Raw genomic sequence first — 16,773 nt, forward strand, 5'->3', positions numbered from 1 at the left:
AGACGCCCGACGTGAACACACGTCGAGCGCCTTTCGTCACATCCGGTCGGTTCGGCCGCCTTACAGCAGCCCGTCCCACATCTGCTCCAGGAGCACCGACCACCAGTTCTCCGGCGACGCCAGCGCCGCCGGGTCCAGCATGGCCAGCTGCGCCTGGAAATCGACCGTCCAGCGGCCCGCCTGCTCCGGGCTGAGACCGAACCGCAGCCGCCACATCCGCCCCAGCAGCGCCAGACAGCGCACGAACTCCGGCAGCCCGGTGTTCACGAACTGCGGCGGCACCGACTGCCCGCCGGGCCCCGCCTCCACCGGGACGGCCACGATGTTCGCCGTCCCGTACTGGACACAGATCGCCCGCCCGAAGTCCGAACCGAGCACCAGGTACGAGCCCGCGTCCGCCGCCGGCTGCACCTGCCGCTGCGCCGCCAGCTCCGCCAGCGTCGGCACCACCGGCATCGCCGGCTGCGCCCAGAAGAACGGCCCGAAGTCCGCGGGCAGCCCCGACCACACCAGCGTCACCGCCACCAGCTCCGGCACGCCCTGCCGCGACACCGCACGCTGGTCGAAGCGCAGGATGCCGGGACCGAACGCACCGGCCAGCTCCTGCGCCACCCCGTCCGGCGGCAGCGGCGGGGCCGGCTGCACCTGCGGCAGCGGCGCCCGCACCGGCGCGGGCCGCGCCGGACCGTCCGCGACCTGGTGCAACTCGCCCTGATGGGTCAGCAGTTGCCGCATGCCCTGCTGACGGCCCGCGTGATCACGGCCGTACGGCGCGATGTTGGTGATCCGCGCCTGCGGCCAGGTCTCCCGGATCATCCGCGCGCAGTAGCCGCCCGGCAGCTCGCACGACTCCAACTCCGTGTGCAGCTCCAGCACTTGCTGCGGCGGCACGTTCATGGCGCGCAGCTCGTGCAGGATCTGCCACTCGGGGTGCGGGGTGCCCGGCGCGGAGCGGCGGATGATCTGCTGCTCCGAACCGTCGGGCGCGCGGTAGCGCAGCACGGCCTGGTAGCCGGGCCCCACCGTCGGCATCCCCGACGGCTGCGGCTGCGGGTAGCCGTACGCGGCGGGCTGCGGCGCGACCGGTGCCTGCATGGCCGCGGGCACACCCGGAGGCGGCGGCGGGGGCGGCCCGGCGGGACCGCCCATCTGGCTCGGCTGCGCCAGCATCGTCGCGGCGTGCTCGATGCCGCCCGCCGGCGTACCGCCACCGGGCACACCCGGCGGCGGAGGCGGAGGCGGCACACCGGGACCACCGGCGGTACCACCCGGGGCACCCGGCGTGCCTGGCGCACCCGGCGCCCCCGGGCCCATCTGGTCCGGACGCGCCAGCATCGTCGCCGCGTGCGCGACACCGCCCGCCGGCGTACCGCCACCGGGCACACCCGGCGGCGGAGGCGGAGGCGGCACGCCAGGGCCACCGGCGGTGCCACCCGGGGCACCCGGTCCGCCGGGACCCATCTGGTCCGGACGGGCGAGCATCGTCGCCGCGTGGTGCACGGCCGGCGGAGGCGTCGACCCGGGCGGCGGCGGGGGCCCGGGCGGACCGGGAGGCGTCGGCGCACCGGGACCCGCCGGGGCCGGGGCGGGGTCCAGGCCGGGGAAGCTGCCGTCGGGCAGCTGCGACACCAGCTGGGTGCGCACGTAGCCGCCGGGCGGCGGCGTCGTGGCCTTGCTCGTCGCGGCGTCGGCGATGTCCGCCGCGCCGGGACCAGCGGCCGGCGCCGGCGGCGGGGTCCCCGGGGCGGGCGGCGCCGGAGGGGCGGCCGGGGTGTGCGGGGCGTTCGACGGCTGGGGCGGGAGCGCCGGGCCGCCGCCCTGACCGTGCGGGGCGTCCAGGTTCAGCCGCGGGGCGATGGCGGTCGCCGGCAGCGCGCTGCCGCCCTTCATCAGCGCCGTGGGCGCGTCCGCACCCACCACCGGCGGCGGCGCGTCCTCGTCGTCCGCGCCCGAGAGCGGCGGCGCGAACACCGTCGCCGGCAGCGGTACGGCACCGTCGGCACCGCCCGAACTCGCGTTGGCATCCGCCCACGGGCTCGACGGAGCCGAGGGGGCGGGCGGAGCCTGGGGGCTCGGCGGGGTCTGGGCGGGCACGCCGTCGTTCGCGGTCGGCTCGTAGCCGACCGGCCCACCCGCCGCGGCGGCGGACGGAACCGACCACGGCGCGTCGGACGCCTCGGCCGACGGAGCACCGGCCGGAGCCGGCTCGGACACAGGCTCGGAAACAGGCTGGGAGACCGGCTCGGACACCGGCCCCGACGTCGAATCCGCAACCGGACCGGACGCCGGGACCGGTTCCGGTTCCGGTTCCGGAGCCGCGTCAGCGGCAGGGGCCGATGCGGCCCCGCCGTCGACCGAGTCCGTCGCCGACGCGGAATCGCCCGCCGCCACCGCATCGATCGCCGCATCCGAAGCCGAAGCGGACGCCGAAGCCGGAGCCGGAGCGGAAGCCGAAGCCGGGGCGACGGCCTCGTCCGAGCCGTCCGAGCCGACCGTCGAAGCTTCCGCCTCCGCCTCCGCCCCCGACACACCCGGCACATCCGACACACCCGGCACACCCGCACCAGCAGCAGCCGCAGCCGGCACCGAAGCCTCATCCGACCCCGACGCCACCGGAATCCCACCCACCGGCGTCGACGACGCGCTCTCCGGCGACGCCTCCGCGCTCGCCTGCGACGCGTTCGACTCCACCGGCGGCAGACCGATCTTGTCCGCCGCCTCCTGCAGCCACTCCGGCGGAGTCAGCAGGAACGACGTCTGGTTCAGGTCGATCCGCGCCGACTGCGCCGGAACCGGAGCCGCCTCGACGGCCGCCCCGTACTCCTCCTCGTAACGGCGGATCACCTCGCCCACGGGCAACCCCGGCCACAGCGTGGCCTCACCGCTGTCCCGCGCGATGACCAGGCGCTGCCGTCCCCCGTCCGAGGTCGGCGCCTCCTCACGGTCCTCCGCCCACACCACGAAACCCCGTGCGAACTCCCGCACCCGCACCTCACGGTGCAGATACGCGGGCACGTCGCCGTTGATCCACTCCTCGGCGCGCTCCTGCGCCTGCGCGAACGTCACCATCGCCAGCTCACTCCCCCACCGGGACCACGGGCACGGCACGCGCGAAGCCGCCGTCCACCATCAGGTTCGCCACCGTCTCCAGCTCCGGCGGACTGCCCGCAAGACGCTGCAGGAACTCGTCGAAATCCGCGCCGCAGGGCAGCAGCAACCGCTCCACCCGCTCGTTCACCGTCCAGCCGGCCGCGAGCTCACCGGCGTCCCGCGCGTCGTCGTACGGGCAGAACCACACCGAGCCGACCGACTCCCCGCGCACCTTCAGCGCGAGCAGACCACCCTGCACGAACGCGACGCCCAGGTAGTCCTTCGTCAGGTGGTCACGCAGACACTTGTTGACGTAGACGAGGTCGTTGACCCCCGCCTCCTCGCGCAACGTGAAGAACGGCTGGTCCACCAGGAGCCCCAGCTCCGCGTCCAGCGCCGTACCCACCGGAGCGGCACCACCCGCCGCCTTCAGGAACGAGCGGTACGCCCCCGGCAGCCGGTAGCCCAGGTCCTCCTCCACGCCCTGCACCTGCTGCTCCGACACCGACACCACACGCTTCGGCAGCCCGAAGTGCACCGGCCGGGTCTCCTGCAGCGGCCGCGTGCCGCGCTTGTACTGGTCCACGCCCGACGCCGTCGCCACCCCGCCGTGGTGCCGCAGCAGCGCCTTCACCTCGACCGGGACCAACTCAAGACGGCGCGAGTGCGCCACGTGGTGCCACGTCCAGCCGTGCGGCGTCGCCACCGCCGGGATCGTGTCCCACAGCTCGTGCCCCGTCGCCGCGAGCGCCGCGTTCGCCGACACGTAGTCCGTCAGACGCAGCTCGTCGACGCCGAAACCCTCCGGCGGATCGGCGATCTCCGCCGCCGCGCGCGCGTACGGAGAGAAATCCGGGTAGCCGCGCTCGTCCACCCGTACCCCTCGCGGGTGACGGGAGGCCCGGACCGGGTCCGGGAAGTGCACGACCTGCCCGGCGTACGCCGCGTTCGGCGGCGGCGCGGTGTCCTGGCCGAGCCGACCTGTCGTCATGGCGGTTGCCCCCTGAGTGGCTGTGGCTGCCAGGCCGTTTCCTCTGGATCTCGCCCGGGTCCGCGGCCTATCCGACCCGGATCCGAAAGAAACGGCCTAGGGCCTGACTGCTTCTGTTTCCCTGGCTGGTCCGCACAGCCTAAGCGCTGCCCGGAACTCCCGGCCCGGCCCGCCCCGAGCCCGCCACCTGCACCGCCTCCATCGTGACCAACTGTCACGACGGCATGACAGCACCGCCATGATTCCGACACACCGAAAGCATGTTTCCGCGCCCCAGCTTCCCCATCGGGCAGCGAGTTTGGCAGGCTGTTCACGCAACTCGGGGGATTGCAGGAGGGGAAGACCAGCACCATGCACGCAAGCGCCACACCAGCACCAACGCCCACGCAGGGTGACCCACGCCTCAGCTGGGGCCACGACGCCGACACCCACCGGGCCCCCTTACTGCGTCACCGCCGCGACGGAATCCTGCCCACCGTCGGCGCGGCCCTCTCCGTCCGCGGCGAAACCCTCACCTGCACCGCCGCCCGCGGCGACCTCCCGCCCACCCTCCACCCGCTCGTCCAGGACTTCCTCGACACCCTCACCAGCGGACAGCGCGAACGGTTCACCGGCCGCTGCCCCGAGGCGATCCTGCTGTCCCGGCACCTCAGCGCCGCCGAGAACAACCGCTCCAAGCGCGCCCAGCGCAAGCCGCTCACCCACAGCGAGGCCCGCCGCTCCCTCAAGCACGCCAAGCTCACGGCACGCCGCATCCGCGAGGACGGCGACCCGCTGCACGGCAGCTACGCCGCACCCTGCCGCTCCTGTACGGCGATGCTGGCCCACTTCGGAGTCCGAACGGTCGACCCGACCACCACCCAGAACAGCTGACCGACACCCATGCCCGATCTGAACAGCACCCGCTTCCCGGTCAACGTCGACGCCGCACTGCGCGACGCCGGCTGGCAGCCCGGCCGCTGGGACATCAAGCTCGCCGAGGAATGGGCCGACGCCCTGCGCGGCCACGTCTCCGCCGGCGGCCACCGGCACAGCGTCTTCCCCGCCGTCGTCGAGGCCTGGGCCGAATTCGGCGGGCTGCGCGTCACCGCACCCGGCCACGGCCGGCAGATAGCCCCCGCGACCGTCCGCTTCGACCCCCTCGCCGGCCTCCACCTGGCCCGCACCCTCGGCGACCTCGGCCGCGCCCTCGACACCGAGCTGGCCCCCCTGGGCGAGGAGGGCGAGGACGACGGACAGCGGGCGGTCCTCGCGATGGACGCCGAGGGCAGGGTGTACAGCATCGACCACACCGGCGACTGGTACCTCGGCCGCGACATCGACACGGCCCTCGCCACCCTGATCACCGGCACCCAACCCACCCGCCTGGTGGCAGGCCCGTAAGACCGGAACACCCCGCCCACCCAGGAGACCCGGCGGCAGGCCCGTAGGACCGGGACCCCGCAGGACCGGAACCACCCGGCCGGACGCTCAGGAGGCCGCCGCCGCGGCCTCCCGCACCGGCAGGACCGCACTCACCCGGAAGCCACCCGCCTCCGTCGGACCCGACACGAAGACACCGCCCAGACGGGTCACCCGCTCCCGCATCCCGACCAGGCCGTTGCCACCGCTCGGCAGATCCGCGTCGGCAACCGTCGCGTCCGACGGACCGTTCTCCACCTGCATCGCGACCTCCGCCTCCCGATGCGCGAGACGGACGACGACCCTGGCACCCGCCGCATGCTTGTGGACGTTCGTCAACGCCTCCTGCACCACCCGGTACGCCGTCTGCTCCACCTCGGCCCCGTACGGCCGGGCCTCACCCGTCACCAGCAGCTCCACGACCGCACCCGCCTGACGCGACTGCTCGACCAACGCCTCCAGGGCATCCAGACAAGGCCCGTCACCACCGGCCCCGCCCTGACGACCCCCGTCCCCGCCGTCCCCACCCTCCGCAGCCGCCTCCGCAGCCGCCGCGGCCGCCCGACCCACCGCCGCCAGCGGCACCACCGAGGCCGGCCCGGCCACCGGAACCACCGCGGGAACCTCCTCCCGGAGCACACCCAACATCTCCCGCAGCTCCGACAGGGCCTGCCGGCCCATGTCCCCCACCAGCGCCGCGTTCTTCACCGCCTTCTGCGGATCCTTCAACGCCACCGCCTGCAACGCCGCCGCATGCACCACCATCAACGACACCCGGTGCGCCACCACGTCATGCATCTCCCGCGCGATCCGCCGGCGCTCCTCCTGCCGCGCCCACTGCGCCCGCTGCTCCGCCCGGTCCGCAAGAAGGGAGAGCTCCTGCTCCAGACTGTCGGCGCGCTCCCGCAACGACTCCATGAGCCGCCGCCGGGCCCCTATGTAAAGACCGAAAAGCACCGGCGGCGCGTTGAACCCGAGCGTCATGAACAACGACACGACCGGCACGTACCAGCCACTCGGATCGAAGTCCTGCTGGTCCACGTCGGCCTGCGCGACATCCTGGCGCAGCCGCACCATGGTCACGATGTACACGGCCACCGTCGACATACCGGCCAAACCGGCGGTGAAACGACGGGGCACCTCGGACGCGGCCAGCGAATAGAGACCGACGATCCCCATAAGGAAGCCCATCTCGGCCGGCGTCACGGCGATCGAGACGAGCACCACGGTGATGGGCCACTTCCGCCGCACCAACAGCACGGACCCCACGACCAGCCCGAACAGCACGCCCACCGGCACAGGCAACGACGCCTCCTGCGCGAACCCGACCCCTTCGAGCCCGCACTCCAGCGCCGACACCACGGCCAGCGAGACATCCAGCACGACACCGCGCCGTCTCCCCCACCACCACCAGCTCCGCCCGGCACTCCCCGCGCCCACTGCGCCCCGGTCCGCCCCCGTTGTGGTCATGCCTCCCACCCTACGATCGAGGGCCACCCATTTTCCCGCCTCCCACCGCCCCGGGAGCGCCGCCCGTCAACACGAGTGGACACCAGTCCCTCGAACAGTTGAATCGGCATCATTTTCGACCCGGACGTCCGCATTCCGGACGACGCTCGTCCCATGACATCCGAAACCAGTCGCTATGCCGACTTCGAGGGCCTCCGCCGCCAGGCCGTCGCTTTGCGGCGCGAAGGCCTCAGCCTCCGCCAGATCCGCAACCGCCTGCAGGTCTACAACAACGATCTCCTCCACCGCCTGGTCAAGGGCGAGCCCCCACCGGACTGGACCCGCCGGCCCCGCGCCAAGGACGAGCTCCGCGCCCGCGCCCGCGAGCTGCGCCTCCAAGGGATGACCTACGACCAGATCCAGGTCGAACTCGGCTGCTCGAAGAGCTCGATCTCACTGTGGGTACGGGACCTTCCGAAGCCGGAGCGCCGCGACCCGGCCGAGCAGGCGAGGATCTCGCCAATCGACAGCGCTGGGAGCACGAGCTGGCGGTCCGCGACGCGAAGCGCCAGGAGACCAAGAGGACGGCCGCCCTGGAGATCGGCTCACTGAGCGAGCGCGAGCTCCTGCTGGTCGGCACCGCCCTCTACTGGGCGGAGGGAGCCAAGGACAAGCCGTACGCCCGCCGGGAGAACGTCCAGTTCGTGAACAGTGACCCGGGTGTCATCCGGCTGTACCTGGCCTGGCTGCGCCTGCTGAAGGTCGAACCCGGGCGATTGGCCTTCCGCGTCATGATCCACACGAGCGCCGACGCCGAGGGGGCGAAGCGGTACTGGGCCGACCTGATCGGCGTCGACCCGAGCTCCTTCCAGAAGACCACGATCAAGAAGCACAACCCGAAGACCGTGCGGAAGAACGTCGGCCCCGACTATCGGGGGTGTCTCGTCATCCGCGTCCTGCAAGGTGCGGAGTTGTACCGTCGCATTGAAGGCTGGTGGTGCGGCATAGTAGGTGCCGTCGACTCGATCAACAGGGCATGATGTCCGATTTAGTCGACTTCGCTATCCCCTGTGGTGTAATCGGCAGCACTGGGACCTTTGGAGTCCTATGTCCGGGTTCGAGTCCTGGCAGGGGAGCCAGTTGCCCGCGGGTCCCGACCTTCCAGGTCGGGACCCGTGCTCGTTCCCCGCCCGTAACCCCCCGGTATCCTTCGGAAGTCCACCACCCGAAAGCCGAAGGGCATTCCCGTGAGCGCCAACCGCCCGGCAGCCGTCGTCGTCCTCGCAGCGGGTGAGGGCACCCGCATGAAGTCGAAGACCCCCAAGGTCCTCCACGAGATCGCCGGGCGTTCGCTCGTCGGGCATGTCGTGTCCGCCGCCCGTGAGCTGGAGCCCGAGGACCTGGTCGTGGTCGTGGGGCATGCGCGGGAGCTGGTGAAGGGGCATCTGGACGAGCACTACGCGGGGACGCGGACGGCCGTGCAGGAGGAGCAGAACGGCACCGGGCACGCCGTGCGGACGGCGCTCGGTGAGCTCGGGCGGGCGCCGGAGGGGACCGTCGTCGTGGTGTGCGGCGACACGCCGCTGCTGTCCGGCGAGACGCTGAGGGCGCTGGCGGCGACGCATGCGGCCGACGGGAACGCCGTGACCGTGCTGACCGCCGAGGTGCCGGACGCGACCGGCTACGGGCGGATCGTGCGCGACGAGGCCACCGGCGCGGTGACCGCGATCGTGGAGCACAAGGACGCCTCGGACGCCCAGCGGGCGATCCGGGAGATCAACTCCGGTGTGTTCGCGTTCGACGGCGCGCTGCTCGCGGACGCGCTGGGCAAGGTGCGGACGGACAACAGCCAGGGCGAGGAGTACCTCACCGACGTGTTGTCGATCCTGCGCGAGGCGGGGCACCGGGTGGGTGCGTCGGTGGCGGTGGACCACCGGGAGATCCTGGGGATCAACAACCGGGTGCAGCTCGCCGAGGCCCGTGTGCTGCTCAACCGGCGTCTGCTGGAGCGGGCGATGCTGGCCGGTGTGACAGTGGTGGATCCGGCGTCGACGTTCGTGGACGTGACGGTGACGTTCGAGGCGGACGCGACGGTGCTGCCGAACACGATGCTGCTGGGCGCGTCGCATGTGGCGGAGGATGCCGTGGTGGGGCCGAACACGCGGCTCAGGGACACCACGGTGGGCCGTGGCGCCCGGGTGGACAACACGGTGGCGGATTCGGCCGTGGTGGGCGAGGGCGCGTCGGTGGGCCCGTATGCGTATCTGCGTCCGAAGACGGTTCTGGGTGCGAAGGCCAAGGCGGGTACGTACGTCGAGATGAAGGCCGCCGTCATCGGTGAGGGGACGAAGGTCCCCCATTTGTCGTATGTCGGCGACGCGACGATCGGCGAGTACACCAACATCGGTGCGGCGAGCGTCTTCGTGAACTACGACGGCGAGGCGAAGCACCACACGACGATCGGTTCGCACTGCAAGACGGGCTCGGACAACATGTTTGTGGCTCCCGTCACGGTCGGGGACGGCGCGTACACCGCTGCCGGGTCCGTCATCACCAAGGATGTGCCGGCCGGCGCGCTGGCCGTCGCCCGTGGCCAGCAGCGGAATATCGAGGGCTGGGTGGCCCGTAAGCGTCCGGGGAGCGCGGCCGCGCAGGCCGCCTCCGCCGCTATGGAGAAGTCCGCAGGCGAAAGCTGACCGGAAACAGGTACGTCGAACTCGGCGTACCGTGATACGTGCACACAATTTCGGCTGGCTCGCACACGCGCACGGGAGCGCGGGGATTCGCGGCCAGAGACCCGTCGAGGAGACAGTGCTGTGACCGGGATCAAGACGACCGGCGAGAAGAAGCTGATGCTCTTCTCCGGCCGCGCCCACCCCGAGCTGGCCGAGGAGGTCGCACACCAGCTGGGTGTCGGCATCGTGCCGACCAAGGCGTTCGACTTCGCCAATGGCGAGATCTATGTCCGCTTCCAGGAGTCCGCGCGCGGCGCGGACTGCTTCCTGATCCAGAGCCACACGGCTCCGATCAACAAGTGGATCATGGAGCAGCTGATCATGATCGATGCGCTGAAGCGGGCCTCGGCCCGGAGCATCACCGTGATCATCCCGTCGTACGGCTATGCCCGTCAGGACAAGAAGCACCGTGGTCGTGAGCCGATCTCGGCCCGTCTGGTCGCCGATCTGCTGAAGACGGCGGGTGCGGACCGGATCCTGACCGTGGACCTGCACACGGACCAGATCCAGGGCTTCTTCGACGGTCCGGTGGACCACCTGTCGGCGCTGCCGGTTCTGGCGGACTACGTGGGCGCGAAGGTCGACCGCACGAAGCTGACGATCGTGTCGCCGGACGCGGGCCGCGTGCGGGTGGCGGACCGTTGGTGCGACCGTCTGGACGCGCCGCTGGCGATCGTGCACAAGCGCCGTGACAAGGACGTCGCCAACCAGGTGACGGTGCACGAGGTCGTCGGTGATGTGAAGGGCCGTGTGTGTGTCCTGGTGGACGACATGGTCGACACGGCGGGCACGATCTGTGCGGCGGCGGACGCGCTGTTCGCGCACGGTGCGGAGGACGTCATCGTGACGGCGACGCACGGCATCCTGTCCGGTCCGGCCGCGGACCGGCTGAAGAACTCGAAGGTGAGCGAGTTCGTGTTCACGGACACGCTGCCGGACCCGAGCTCGCTGGAGCTCGACAAGATCACGGTGCTGTCGATCGCGCCGACGATCGCGCGTGCGGTGCGTGAGGTGTTCGAGGACGGTTCGGTGACGAGCCTGTTCGAGGAGCACTGAGCTCAAGGAGCACTGACTTCGAGGAGCACTGACTTCGAGGAGCACTGAGCGTCCGCTGAGCCGTACGGCCCTGCTGTGCGCGAGGTGTGGTGAGTAAGGGCCGCTTCCCTGGGGAGGCGGCCCTTACTCATGTGTCCGTGGGGTACGGGGCGGGGTGTGCCTGGGCGTGCGTCGGTGTGCCTGGGCGTGCGTGGGGATGGGGCATGCGTCGGGCGCGCAGGGGGCGTGCGCGGGTTCGGGTGATCCATTTGGGCGGTCCGGTGGCCTGCGGCTAGACTGTCGTGGTTGCTCGGCGAGGGAGGCCGTGCCCGTGCGTGTCGCACGTGGTGCCGGCGGTCCGTTATCGACGCGCTCTTCGTAGCAGGCCCACGCCAGTCGTGGCCGGGTGACAGTCACGTTCGTCACCGCAATCTACGAGGAGTGCACATGTCCGAGGTGAAGCTCGCCGCGTCCGTCCGTACCGAGTTCGGCAAGGGCGCCGCCCGCAAGATCCGCCGCAGCGCCCAGGTTCCCGCCGTGCTGTACGGCCACGGCTCGGACCCGATCCACCTGACCCTCCCGGGCCACGAGACCGTCATGGCGCTGCGTACGCCGAACGTCCTGCTGTCCCTGGACATCGAGGGCAAGGGCACCGAGCTCGCCATCCCGAAGGCGGCCCAGCGTGACCCGCTGAAGGGCTTCCTCGAGCACGTCGACCTGCTTCTCGTGAAGCGCGGCGAGAAGGTCACCGTCGAGGTTCCGGTCGTCGCCGAGGGCGAGCTGGCCGCCGGTGGCAACCTGCTCGAGCACGTTCTGAACACCCTCTCGGTCGAGGCCGAGGCCACCCACCTGCCCGAGTCCGTGACGGTCTCCGTCGAGGGTCTCGAGGCCGGTGCGTCCGTTCTGGCGCAGGACATCACCCTGCCGAAGGGCATCACCCTGGTGACCGAGGGCGACGCCGTCGTCCTGCAGGTCCTGGCCGCGCAGGCCGAGGAGCCGGCCGCGGAGGCCGCCGAGGGCGAGGCCGAGGGCGCCGAGGCCTGAGCCGTAGGCTCTGCCTGACGTGACGGGGTGACGGGCCCACGGGCCGGTCACCCCGTTTCTTTCTGTCCATGCGCGTGGGGTACGAGGAGACGAGACGCAGATGACGGACGACGCGAACGCGCCCTGGCTGATCGTCGGCCTCGGCAATCCGGGACCCGAGTACGCGGGCAACCGGCACAACGTGGGCTTCATGGTGGTGGACCTGCTGGCGGAGCGGATCGGCGGCAGGTTCAAGCGTGCGCAGAAGGCGCAGGCGCAGGTGGTGGAGGGCCGGATGGGCCCGCCCGGTCCCGCGAACCGCCGGGTGGTGCTGGCGAAGCCGCTGTCGTACATGAACCTGTCGGGTGGTCCGGTGACGGCGCTGCGGGACTTCTACAAGGTGCCGACGGCGCATGTGGTGGCGATCCATGACGAGCTGGACATCGACTACGGGGTGCTGCGGCTGAAGATCGGCGGTGGCGACAACGGTCACAACGGTCTGAAGTCGATGACGAAGTCGATGGGTGCGGACTACCACCGGCTGCGGTTCGGCATCGGCCGGCCGCCGGGCCGGATGCAGGTGGCGGACTTCGTCCTGAGGGACTTCTCGTCGACCGAGCGCAAGGAGCTCGACTATTTCGTGGACCGGGCGGCGGATGCGGTGGAGTGCCTGGTGACGGAGGGTCTGGAGCGGGCGCAGTCGGCGTACAACGCGTAGACACGCCGCGGTACGACTGTACGATCGCGGGTCATGACGCACGTCCGGAACGCGGCCATGGCCCTCGTCGTCCTGCTCCTGCTCGTGGCGGGTGCCTGGTCCTCCTGGGACACGGCGCAGCACGTGCTGTTGTCGAAGGGGCGTGAGCACGGCACGTTGACGGTGACCGGCTGCAACGAGGAGACGTGCAGCGGGCGTTATGTGCCGGATGTTCCGGGTTCGGCACACCACACGTTGACGATCGCGCATTCGGTGGCGGCGCAGAAGGGCCAGACGCTGCCGGTGGTGGTGAAGCCGGGTACGGGCGAGGCGGTGCGTTCGGGCTGGGGCGGGGGTCTGCACGCGTGGCTTCCGCTGGGCGGTGCGCTGCTGTTGGCGGCGCCGCTGGTCGGTGGCGGTCTGCGGATGGCGCGTACGGGATGGTCGGTGGCGGGCGCGGGTGCGGCGCTGTTGCTGGGCGCGTTCTTCGCACTCTGACGCTTTTCGGACAGTGTGGCTGGTTCCCGCCGAATCGTTATCGTCCCTTGGGTTAAGGGTGACTTAAGGCGACGGATAGGCTGCCCTCGCCGCCCCCCACGGCATCCCTCATCCGACAAGTTGGACGACAATGCGACGTTCTCTCATCTCCGCCGGCGCGCTCGTCGCTGCCGTGGCGGGCTCTCTCGTTCTGGCGCCGGCCGCCTCGGCCACCGACGACCCGATCACGCTCCCCCTTCACCAGGTGGAGGACCTTCCGGTGACCGCCGACGGCTGGACCGGCGGCAAGAAGAAGGTCTGCGGTGACATCCCGACCGGCCAGGACGGCTGGCACTTCGTCCTCCCGGGGAGCGGCAAGGGCGACAGCGCGGTGTTCACCAAGCTGACCGTGACCTTCGAGCCGGGCGGCACGCAGGTCATCACGGACTTCGGTCCGCCGTCGGACAAGCACGCCTACGTGGGTTCCGCGCCCGGCGCGAAGCTGGTCTCCGCCGAGGCCGAGGTGTCCGCGAAGGTGAAGCAGGGCTGGTTCAACCTGTCCCACACCTGCCCCGCGTCCACCACCCCCACCCCCACGGGCACGCCGAGCACCTCGACCTCGCCGTCGACCTCGACGTCCCCGAGCACGTCGACCTCCCCGTCGACGTCCACGTCGCCGTCGGCCTCGGAGTCCCCGAGCTCGTCGGTGTCCCCGACCCCGTCCTCCACGGAGAGCGCCTCGGGTCAGCCCACGCCGGGGGCCTCCACCTCCGCGGGCTCCGAGGGTGACCTCGCCGAGACCGGCTCCAGCGCCCCGGTCGGCATCATCGCGGCCGTCGCCGTCGCCCTCGCGGGTGCCGGTGCCTTCCTGGTGACCCGCCGCAAGAAGGCGCAGCAGCACTGAGCTGACGCCGAGGCGCCGTGACGGCGCCCGCACGCGACGGTGCCCCCGTCGGAGCCTGGCTCCGGCGGGGGCACCGTCGTGCGTACGCGTCGGGCGGTCAGCCGGTGTTGCGCAGGCCGGCCGCCACGCCGTTCACGGTGAGCAGCAGCGCGCGGGAGAGCAGCGGGTCGGGTTCCTCGCCGCGTTCGGCGGCGGTGCGCTGGCGGTCGAGCAGGGCGACCTGGAGGTAGGAGATCGGGTCCAGGTAGGCGTCGCGGATGGCGAAGGTGCGCTGGAGGTCCGGGTGGGAGTCGAGGAGTTCCTCGCCGCCGGTGACCTTCAGGACCTCGGCGACGGTCAGGGCGTGTTCGGCCTCGATGGTCGCGAAGACGTGCTTGAGCTCGTCGGGGACGAGGGTGTCGACGTAGTGGCGGGCGATCCGCAGGTCCGTCTTGGCCAGCGTCATCTCGACGTTGGAGAGGAAGTTGCGGAAGAAGTGCCAGCGCTCGTACATCTCGCCGAGGACGGCGTCGAGTCCGGCCTCGCGCAGGGCCTTGAGGCCCGAGCCGACGCCGAACCAGCCGGGGACGATCTGCCGGGACTGGGTCCAGCCGAACACCCACGGGATGGCGCGCAGTCCGTCGAGTCCGGCGCCGGAGTCGGGCCGGCGGGACGGGCGCGAGCCGAGGTGGAGGTCGGCGAGCTGGTCGACGGGCGTCGAGGCGAAGAAGTACGCGGGCAGGTCGGGGTCCTCGACGAGCCGCCGGTACGCGGAGTGGGCGGCCTCGGAGACGGTGTCCATGGCGGCGTCCCAGCGGGCCAGGGCGTCGTCGGACTGGCGGGGCGCGGTGTGCAGGGCGGAGGCCTGCAGGGTGGCGGCGACGGTCAGTTCGAGGTTCTCCCGGGCGAGGGACGGGATGAGGTACTTGTCGGAGATGACCTCGCCCTGCTCGGTGACCTTGATCTCGCCTTCGAGGGTGCCCCAGGGCTGGGCGAGGATCGCGTCGTGGGAGGGGCCGCCGCCGCGGCCGACGGTGCCGCCGCGGCCGTGGAAGAGGCGGAGGCGGACGCCGTAGCGGTGGGCGACGTCGCGGAGGCGGCGCTGGGCGCGGTGGATCTCCCACTGGGAGGTGGTGATGCCGCCGAACTTGGAGGAGTCGGAGTAGCCGAGCATGACCTCCTGGACGTCGCCGCGCAGGGAGACGAGGCGCCGGTAGGAGGGGTCGGCGAGCATGTCGTTGAGGATGACGTCGGCGGCGCGCAGCTCGTCGGTGGTCTCCAGGAGCGGCACGATGCCGATCTTCGCCCAGCCGGCGTGCAGGTCGAGGAGGCCGGCCTCGCGGGCGAGGACGGTGGCGGCGAAGACGTCGTCGGCGCCCTGGCACATCGAGATGATGTACGACTCGACGACCTCGGGGCCGAAGACCTCCAGGGCCTTCTTGACGGTCTGGAAGACGCCGAGGGTCTTCTCGCCGGCGGCGTCGAGCGGCGCGGGGGTGGGGGCGAGCGGGCGGCGGGAGCGGAGTTCCTTGGCGAGGAGCTTCTGCCGGTAGTCGCGCGGCATGTCGGCGTAGCGCCAGGACTCCTCGCCGAGCCGGTCGAAGAGCTGGCCGAGGGCGTGGTGGTGGGCGTCGGCGTGCTCGCGGACGTCCATGGTGGCGAGCTGGAGGCCGAAGGCGGCGAGGGTGCGGATGGTGCGGTCCATCCGGCCGTCGGCGAAGAGGCCGCCGCGGTGCTCGCGCAGCGAGGTCTGGATCAGGGTGAGGTCGCGCAGCAGCTCGGCGGTGCCGAGGTAGTCGCGGCCGTCCTGGTGCGGGGTGCCCTTGGCGAGGCGCTCGCGGGTGTTGAGGAGCTTCTGGCGGACGCAGGTGACCTTGAGCCGGTAGGGCTCCTCGGCGTTGAGCCGCTTGTAGCGGGGGCTGATCTCGGGCAGGGCCTCGAGGTCGGCCTGGAGGGAGGCGAGGAGCTCGTCGGTGGCGCCGGCGTAGCGGATCGAGTTGGAGAGGAGTCCGCGGAGGTGGTCGACGAGTTCGAGGGCGTCGGTGATGCCGTGCTCGTGCTGGAGGATCAGCACGTCCCAGGTGACCTGCGGGGTGACGTTGGGGTTGCCGTCGCGGTCGCCGCCGATCCAGGTGCCGAAGGTGAGCGGGCGGGTGCCGGCGGGGAGGTCGAAGCCGACCCGCTCCAGCTCGGCGGCGAGGTCCTCGAGGACGTCGCCGACGGCGTTGGCGTGGAGCTCGTCGAGGTAGTAGATGGCGTTGCGGGCCTCGTCGGCGGGCTCGGGCCGGACGACGCGGAGCTCGTCGGTCTGCCAGATGAGGTCGATGTTCTCGGCGAGTCGCAGGTCGTGGCGGCGCCGGTCGGCCTCGATGACCGGGGTCTCCAGGAGGGTGCCGATGCGGCGCAGCTTGTTGAGGACGGAGCGCCGGGCTGCCTCGGTGGGGTGGGCGGTGAAGACGGGCCGTACGTTGAGGTTCTTGATCGTCTCGCGTACGTGGGCGTGGTCGCCGTCCTTGAGCATGTCGGCGGTGCGGGCGAGGAGGCCGCCCTCGGCGGCGCGGCGCTCGCGGAGCTCGCGGCCGCGGTGGACCTGCTCGGTGACGTTGGCGAGGTGGAAGTAGGTCGAGAACGCGCGCACGAGGCGGCCGGCGGTCTCGAGCTCGACGCCGCGCAGCAGCTCTGCTGCGGCCTCGCCGTCCTCGCGGGTGAGGCGGCGGACCTTCTCGACGAGCTCCAGGAGCTCCGGTCCTTCCTGGCGGACGAGCGTCTCGCCGAGGAGGTCGCCCAGTCGGCGGATGTCGGAGCGCAGCTCGGCGCTGGCGGTGGAGGTCTGGTCGGCACTGCTCACAGGTGCGGCTCCTTGCAGTGTTTGAGCACGTCTGGAGGGGTACTGGAGGCTTGCGGACCGCGCTGTCCGACGCACCCAGGATAGGTGTCCGTGCTCGCGGCACGGAGCATGCCCCGGCTTTGGCTCTCTTGCCGCGCGCCGCGG

Annotated in this window: 12 protein-coding genes, 1 tRNA gene and 1 pseudogene; 10 read left to right on the forward strand and 4 right to left on the reverse strand. The window is 71.6% G+C overall.

All coding sequences use genetic code 11. The features are described 5' to 3' along the window. Positions 1-60 precede the first annotated feature (60 nt). A complete protein-coding gene (locus ESG85_RS07190) occupies positions 61-3,069 on the reverse strand; it encodes an SUKH-4 family immunity protein (RefSeq protein ID WP_128977193.1) in 3,009 nt (1,002 codons plus the stop codon). A 7-nt stretch (positions 3,070-3,076) separates the two neighbouring features. Beyond that, on the reverse strand, positions 3,077-4,081 hold the full coding sequence (locus ESG85_RS07195; protein WP_128977194.1) for an SMI1/KNR4 family protein: 1,005 nt from the start codon (positions 4,079-4,081) through the stop codon (positions 3,077-3,079). Positions 4,082-4,432: 351 nt separating this feature from the next. Here ESG85_RS07195 and ESG85_RS07200 point away from each other — a divergent pair, with 351 nt between their 5' ends. Further along, positions 4,433-4,954, forward strand: coding sequence for a YwqJ-related putative deaminase (locus ESG85_RS07200; RefSeq protein WP_128977195.1), 522 nt, complete (start codon positions 4,433-4,435; stop codon positions 4,952-4,954). Positions 4,955-4,963: 9 nt separating this feature from the next. Beyond that, the gene (locus tag ESG85_RS07205) at positions 4,964-5,464 is read left to right on the forward strand and encodes an SUKH-3 domain-containing protein (protein ID WP_128977196.1); all 501 of its coding nucleotides are present in this window, start codon (positions 4,964-4,966) and stop codon (positions 5,462-5,464) included. 87 nt (positions 5,465-5,551) lie between these two features. On the opposite strand, the gene ESG85_RS07210 is transcribed toward ESG85_RS07205, so the two are convergent. Further along, the gene (locus ESG85_RS07210) at positions 5,552-6,952 is read right to left on the reverse strand and encodes a sensor histidine kinase (RefSeq protein WP_128977197.1); all 1,401 of its coding nucleotides are present in this window, start codon (positions 6,950-6,952) and stop codon (positions 5,552-5,554) included. Positions 6,953-7,105: 153 nt separating this feature from the next. Here ESG85_RS07210 and ESG85_RS07215 point away from each other — a divergent pair. The 8 genes and pseudogenes from ESG85_RS07215 to ESG85_RS07250 all read left to right on the forward strand — a co-directional run bounded on the left by ESG85_RS07215 (position 7,106) and on the right by ESG85_RS07250 (position 13,802). Further along, positions 7,106-7,971, forward strand: a pseudogene (locus ESG85_RS07215) (hypothetical protein). Positions 7,972-7,995: 24 nt separating this feature from the next. Further along, a tRNA-Gln gene (locus ESG85_RS07220) sits at positions 7,996-8,070 on the forward strand. A 108-nt stretch (positions 8,071-8,178) separates the two neighbouring features. Next, a complete protein-coding gene (glmU, locus tag ESG85_RS07225; RefSeq protein WP_128977198.1) occupies positions 8,179-9,627 on the forward strand; it encodes a bifunctional UDP-N-acetylglucosamine diphosphorylase/glucosamine-1-phosphate N-acetyltransferase GlmU in 1,449 nt (482 codons plus the stop codon). 120 nt (positions 9,628-9,747) lie between these two features. Beyond that, positions 9,748-10,722, forward strand: coding sequence for a ribose-phosphate diphosphokinase (locus tag ESG85_RS07230; RefSeq protein WP_128977199.1), 975 nt, complete (start codon positions 9,748-9,750; stop codon positions 10,720-10,722). Positions 10,723-11,148: 426 nt separating this feature from the next. Continuing rightward, positions 11,149-11,745 (forward strand): 50S ribosomal protein L25/general stress protein Ctc, encoded by a 597-nt coding sequence (locus ESG85_RS07235; RefSeq protein WP_128977200.1) that lies wholly within the window; start codon positions 11,149-11,151, stop codon positions 11,743-11,745. A 100-nt stretch (positions 11,746-11,845) separates the two neighbouring features. Then, a complete protein-coding gene (gene pth / locus ESG85_RS07240; protein ID WP_128977201.1) occupies positions 11,846-12,442 on the forward strand; it encodes an aminoacyl-tRNA hydrolase in 597 nt (198 codons plus the stop codon). Between the two features lie 33 nt (positions 12,443-12,475). Next, positions 12,476-12,919 carry a hypothetical protein gene (locus tag ESG85_RS07245; protein ID WP_128977202.1) on the forward strand — a complete coding sequence of 148 codons (444 nt, stop codon included), beginning with the start codon at positions 12,476-12,478 and terminating at the stop codon, positions 12,917-12,919. A gap of 130 nt (positions 12,920-13,049) precedes the next feature. Continuing rightward, entirely contained in the window at positions 13,050-13,802 is a 753-nt protein-coding gene (locus ESG85_RS07250; protein WP_128977203.1) for an LPXTG cell wall anchor domain-containing protein, read from the forward strand. A 97-nt stretch (positions 13,803-13,899) separates the two neighbouring features. On the opposite strand, the gene ppc is transcribed toward ESG85_RS07250, so the two are convergent. Further along, positions 13,900-16,629 (reverse strand): phosphoenolpyruvate carboxylase, encoded by a 2,730-nt coding sequence (gene ppc / locus ESG85_RS07255; RefSeq protein ID WP_128977204.1) that lies wholly within the window; start codon positions 16,627-16,629, stop codon positions 13,900-13,902. Between the last annotated feature and the right edge of the window lie 144 nt (positions 16,630-16,773).

The sequence above is a fragment of the Streptomyces roseicoloratus genome, assembly GCF_004117935.1.
Taxonomy (GTDB): Bacteria; Actinomycetota; Actinomycetes; order Streptomycetales; family Streptomycetaceae; genus Streptomyces; species Streptomyces roseicoloratus.

What these genes read in the sequence shown, in the direction of transcription:
- ESG85_RS07190 (WP_128977193.1), bottom strand. Translation starts at nt 3,069, where the DNA reads ATGGTGACGTTCGCGCAGGCGCAGGAGCGCGCCGAGGAGTGGATCAAC.
- ESG85_RS07195 (WP_128977194.1), bottom strand. Translation starts at nt 4,081, where the DNA reads ATGACGACAGGTCGGCTCGGCCAGGACACCGCGCCGCCGCCGAACGCG.
- ESG85_RS07200 (WP_128977195.1), top strand. Translation starts at nt 4,433, where the DNA reads ATGCACGCAAGCGCCACACCAGCACCAACGCCCACGCAGGGTGACCCA.
- ESG85_RS07205 (WP_128977196.1), top strand. Translation starts at nt 4,964, where the DNA reads ATGCCCGATCTGAACAGCACCCGCTTCCCGGTCAACGTCGACGCCGCA.
- ESG85_RS07210 (WP_128977197.1), bottom strand. Translation starts at nt 6,952, where the DNA reads ATGACCACAACGGGGGCGGACCGGGGCGCAGTGGGCGCGGGGAGTGCC.
- ESG85_RS07235 (WP_128977200.1), top strand. Translation starts at nt 11,149, where the DNA reads ATGTCCGAGGTGAAGCTCGCCGCGTCCGTCCGTACCGAGTTCGGCAAG.
- pth (WP_128977201.1), top strand. Translation starts at nt 11,846, where the DNA reads ATGACGGACGACGCGAACGCGCCCTGGCTGATCGTCGGCCTCGGCAAT.
- ESG85_RS07245 (WP_128977202.1), top strand. Translation starts at nt 12,476, where the DNA reads ATGACGCACGTCCGGAACGCGGCCATGGCCCTCGTCGTCCTGCTCCTG.
- ESG85_RS07250 (WP_128977203.1), top strand. Translation starts at nt 13,050, where the DNA reads ATGCGACGTTCTCTCATCTCCGCCGGCGCGCTCGTCGCTGCCGTGGCG.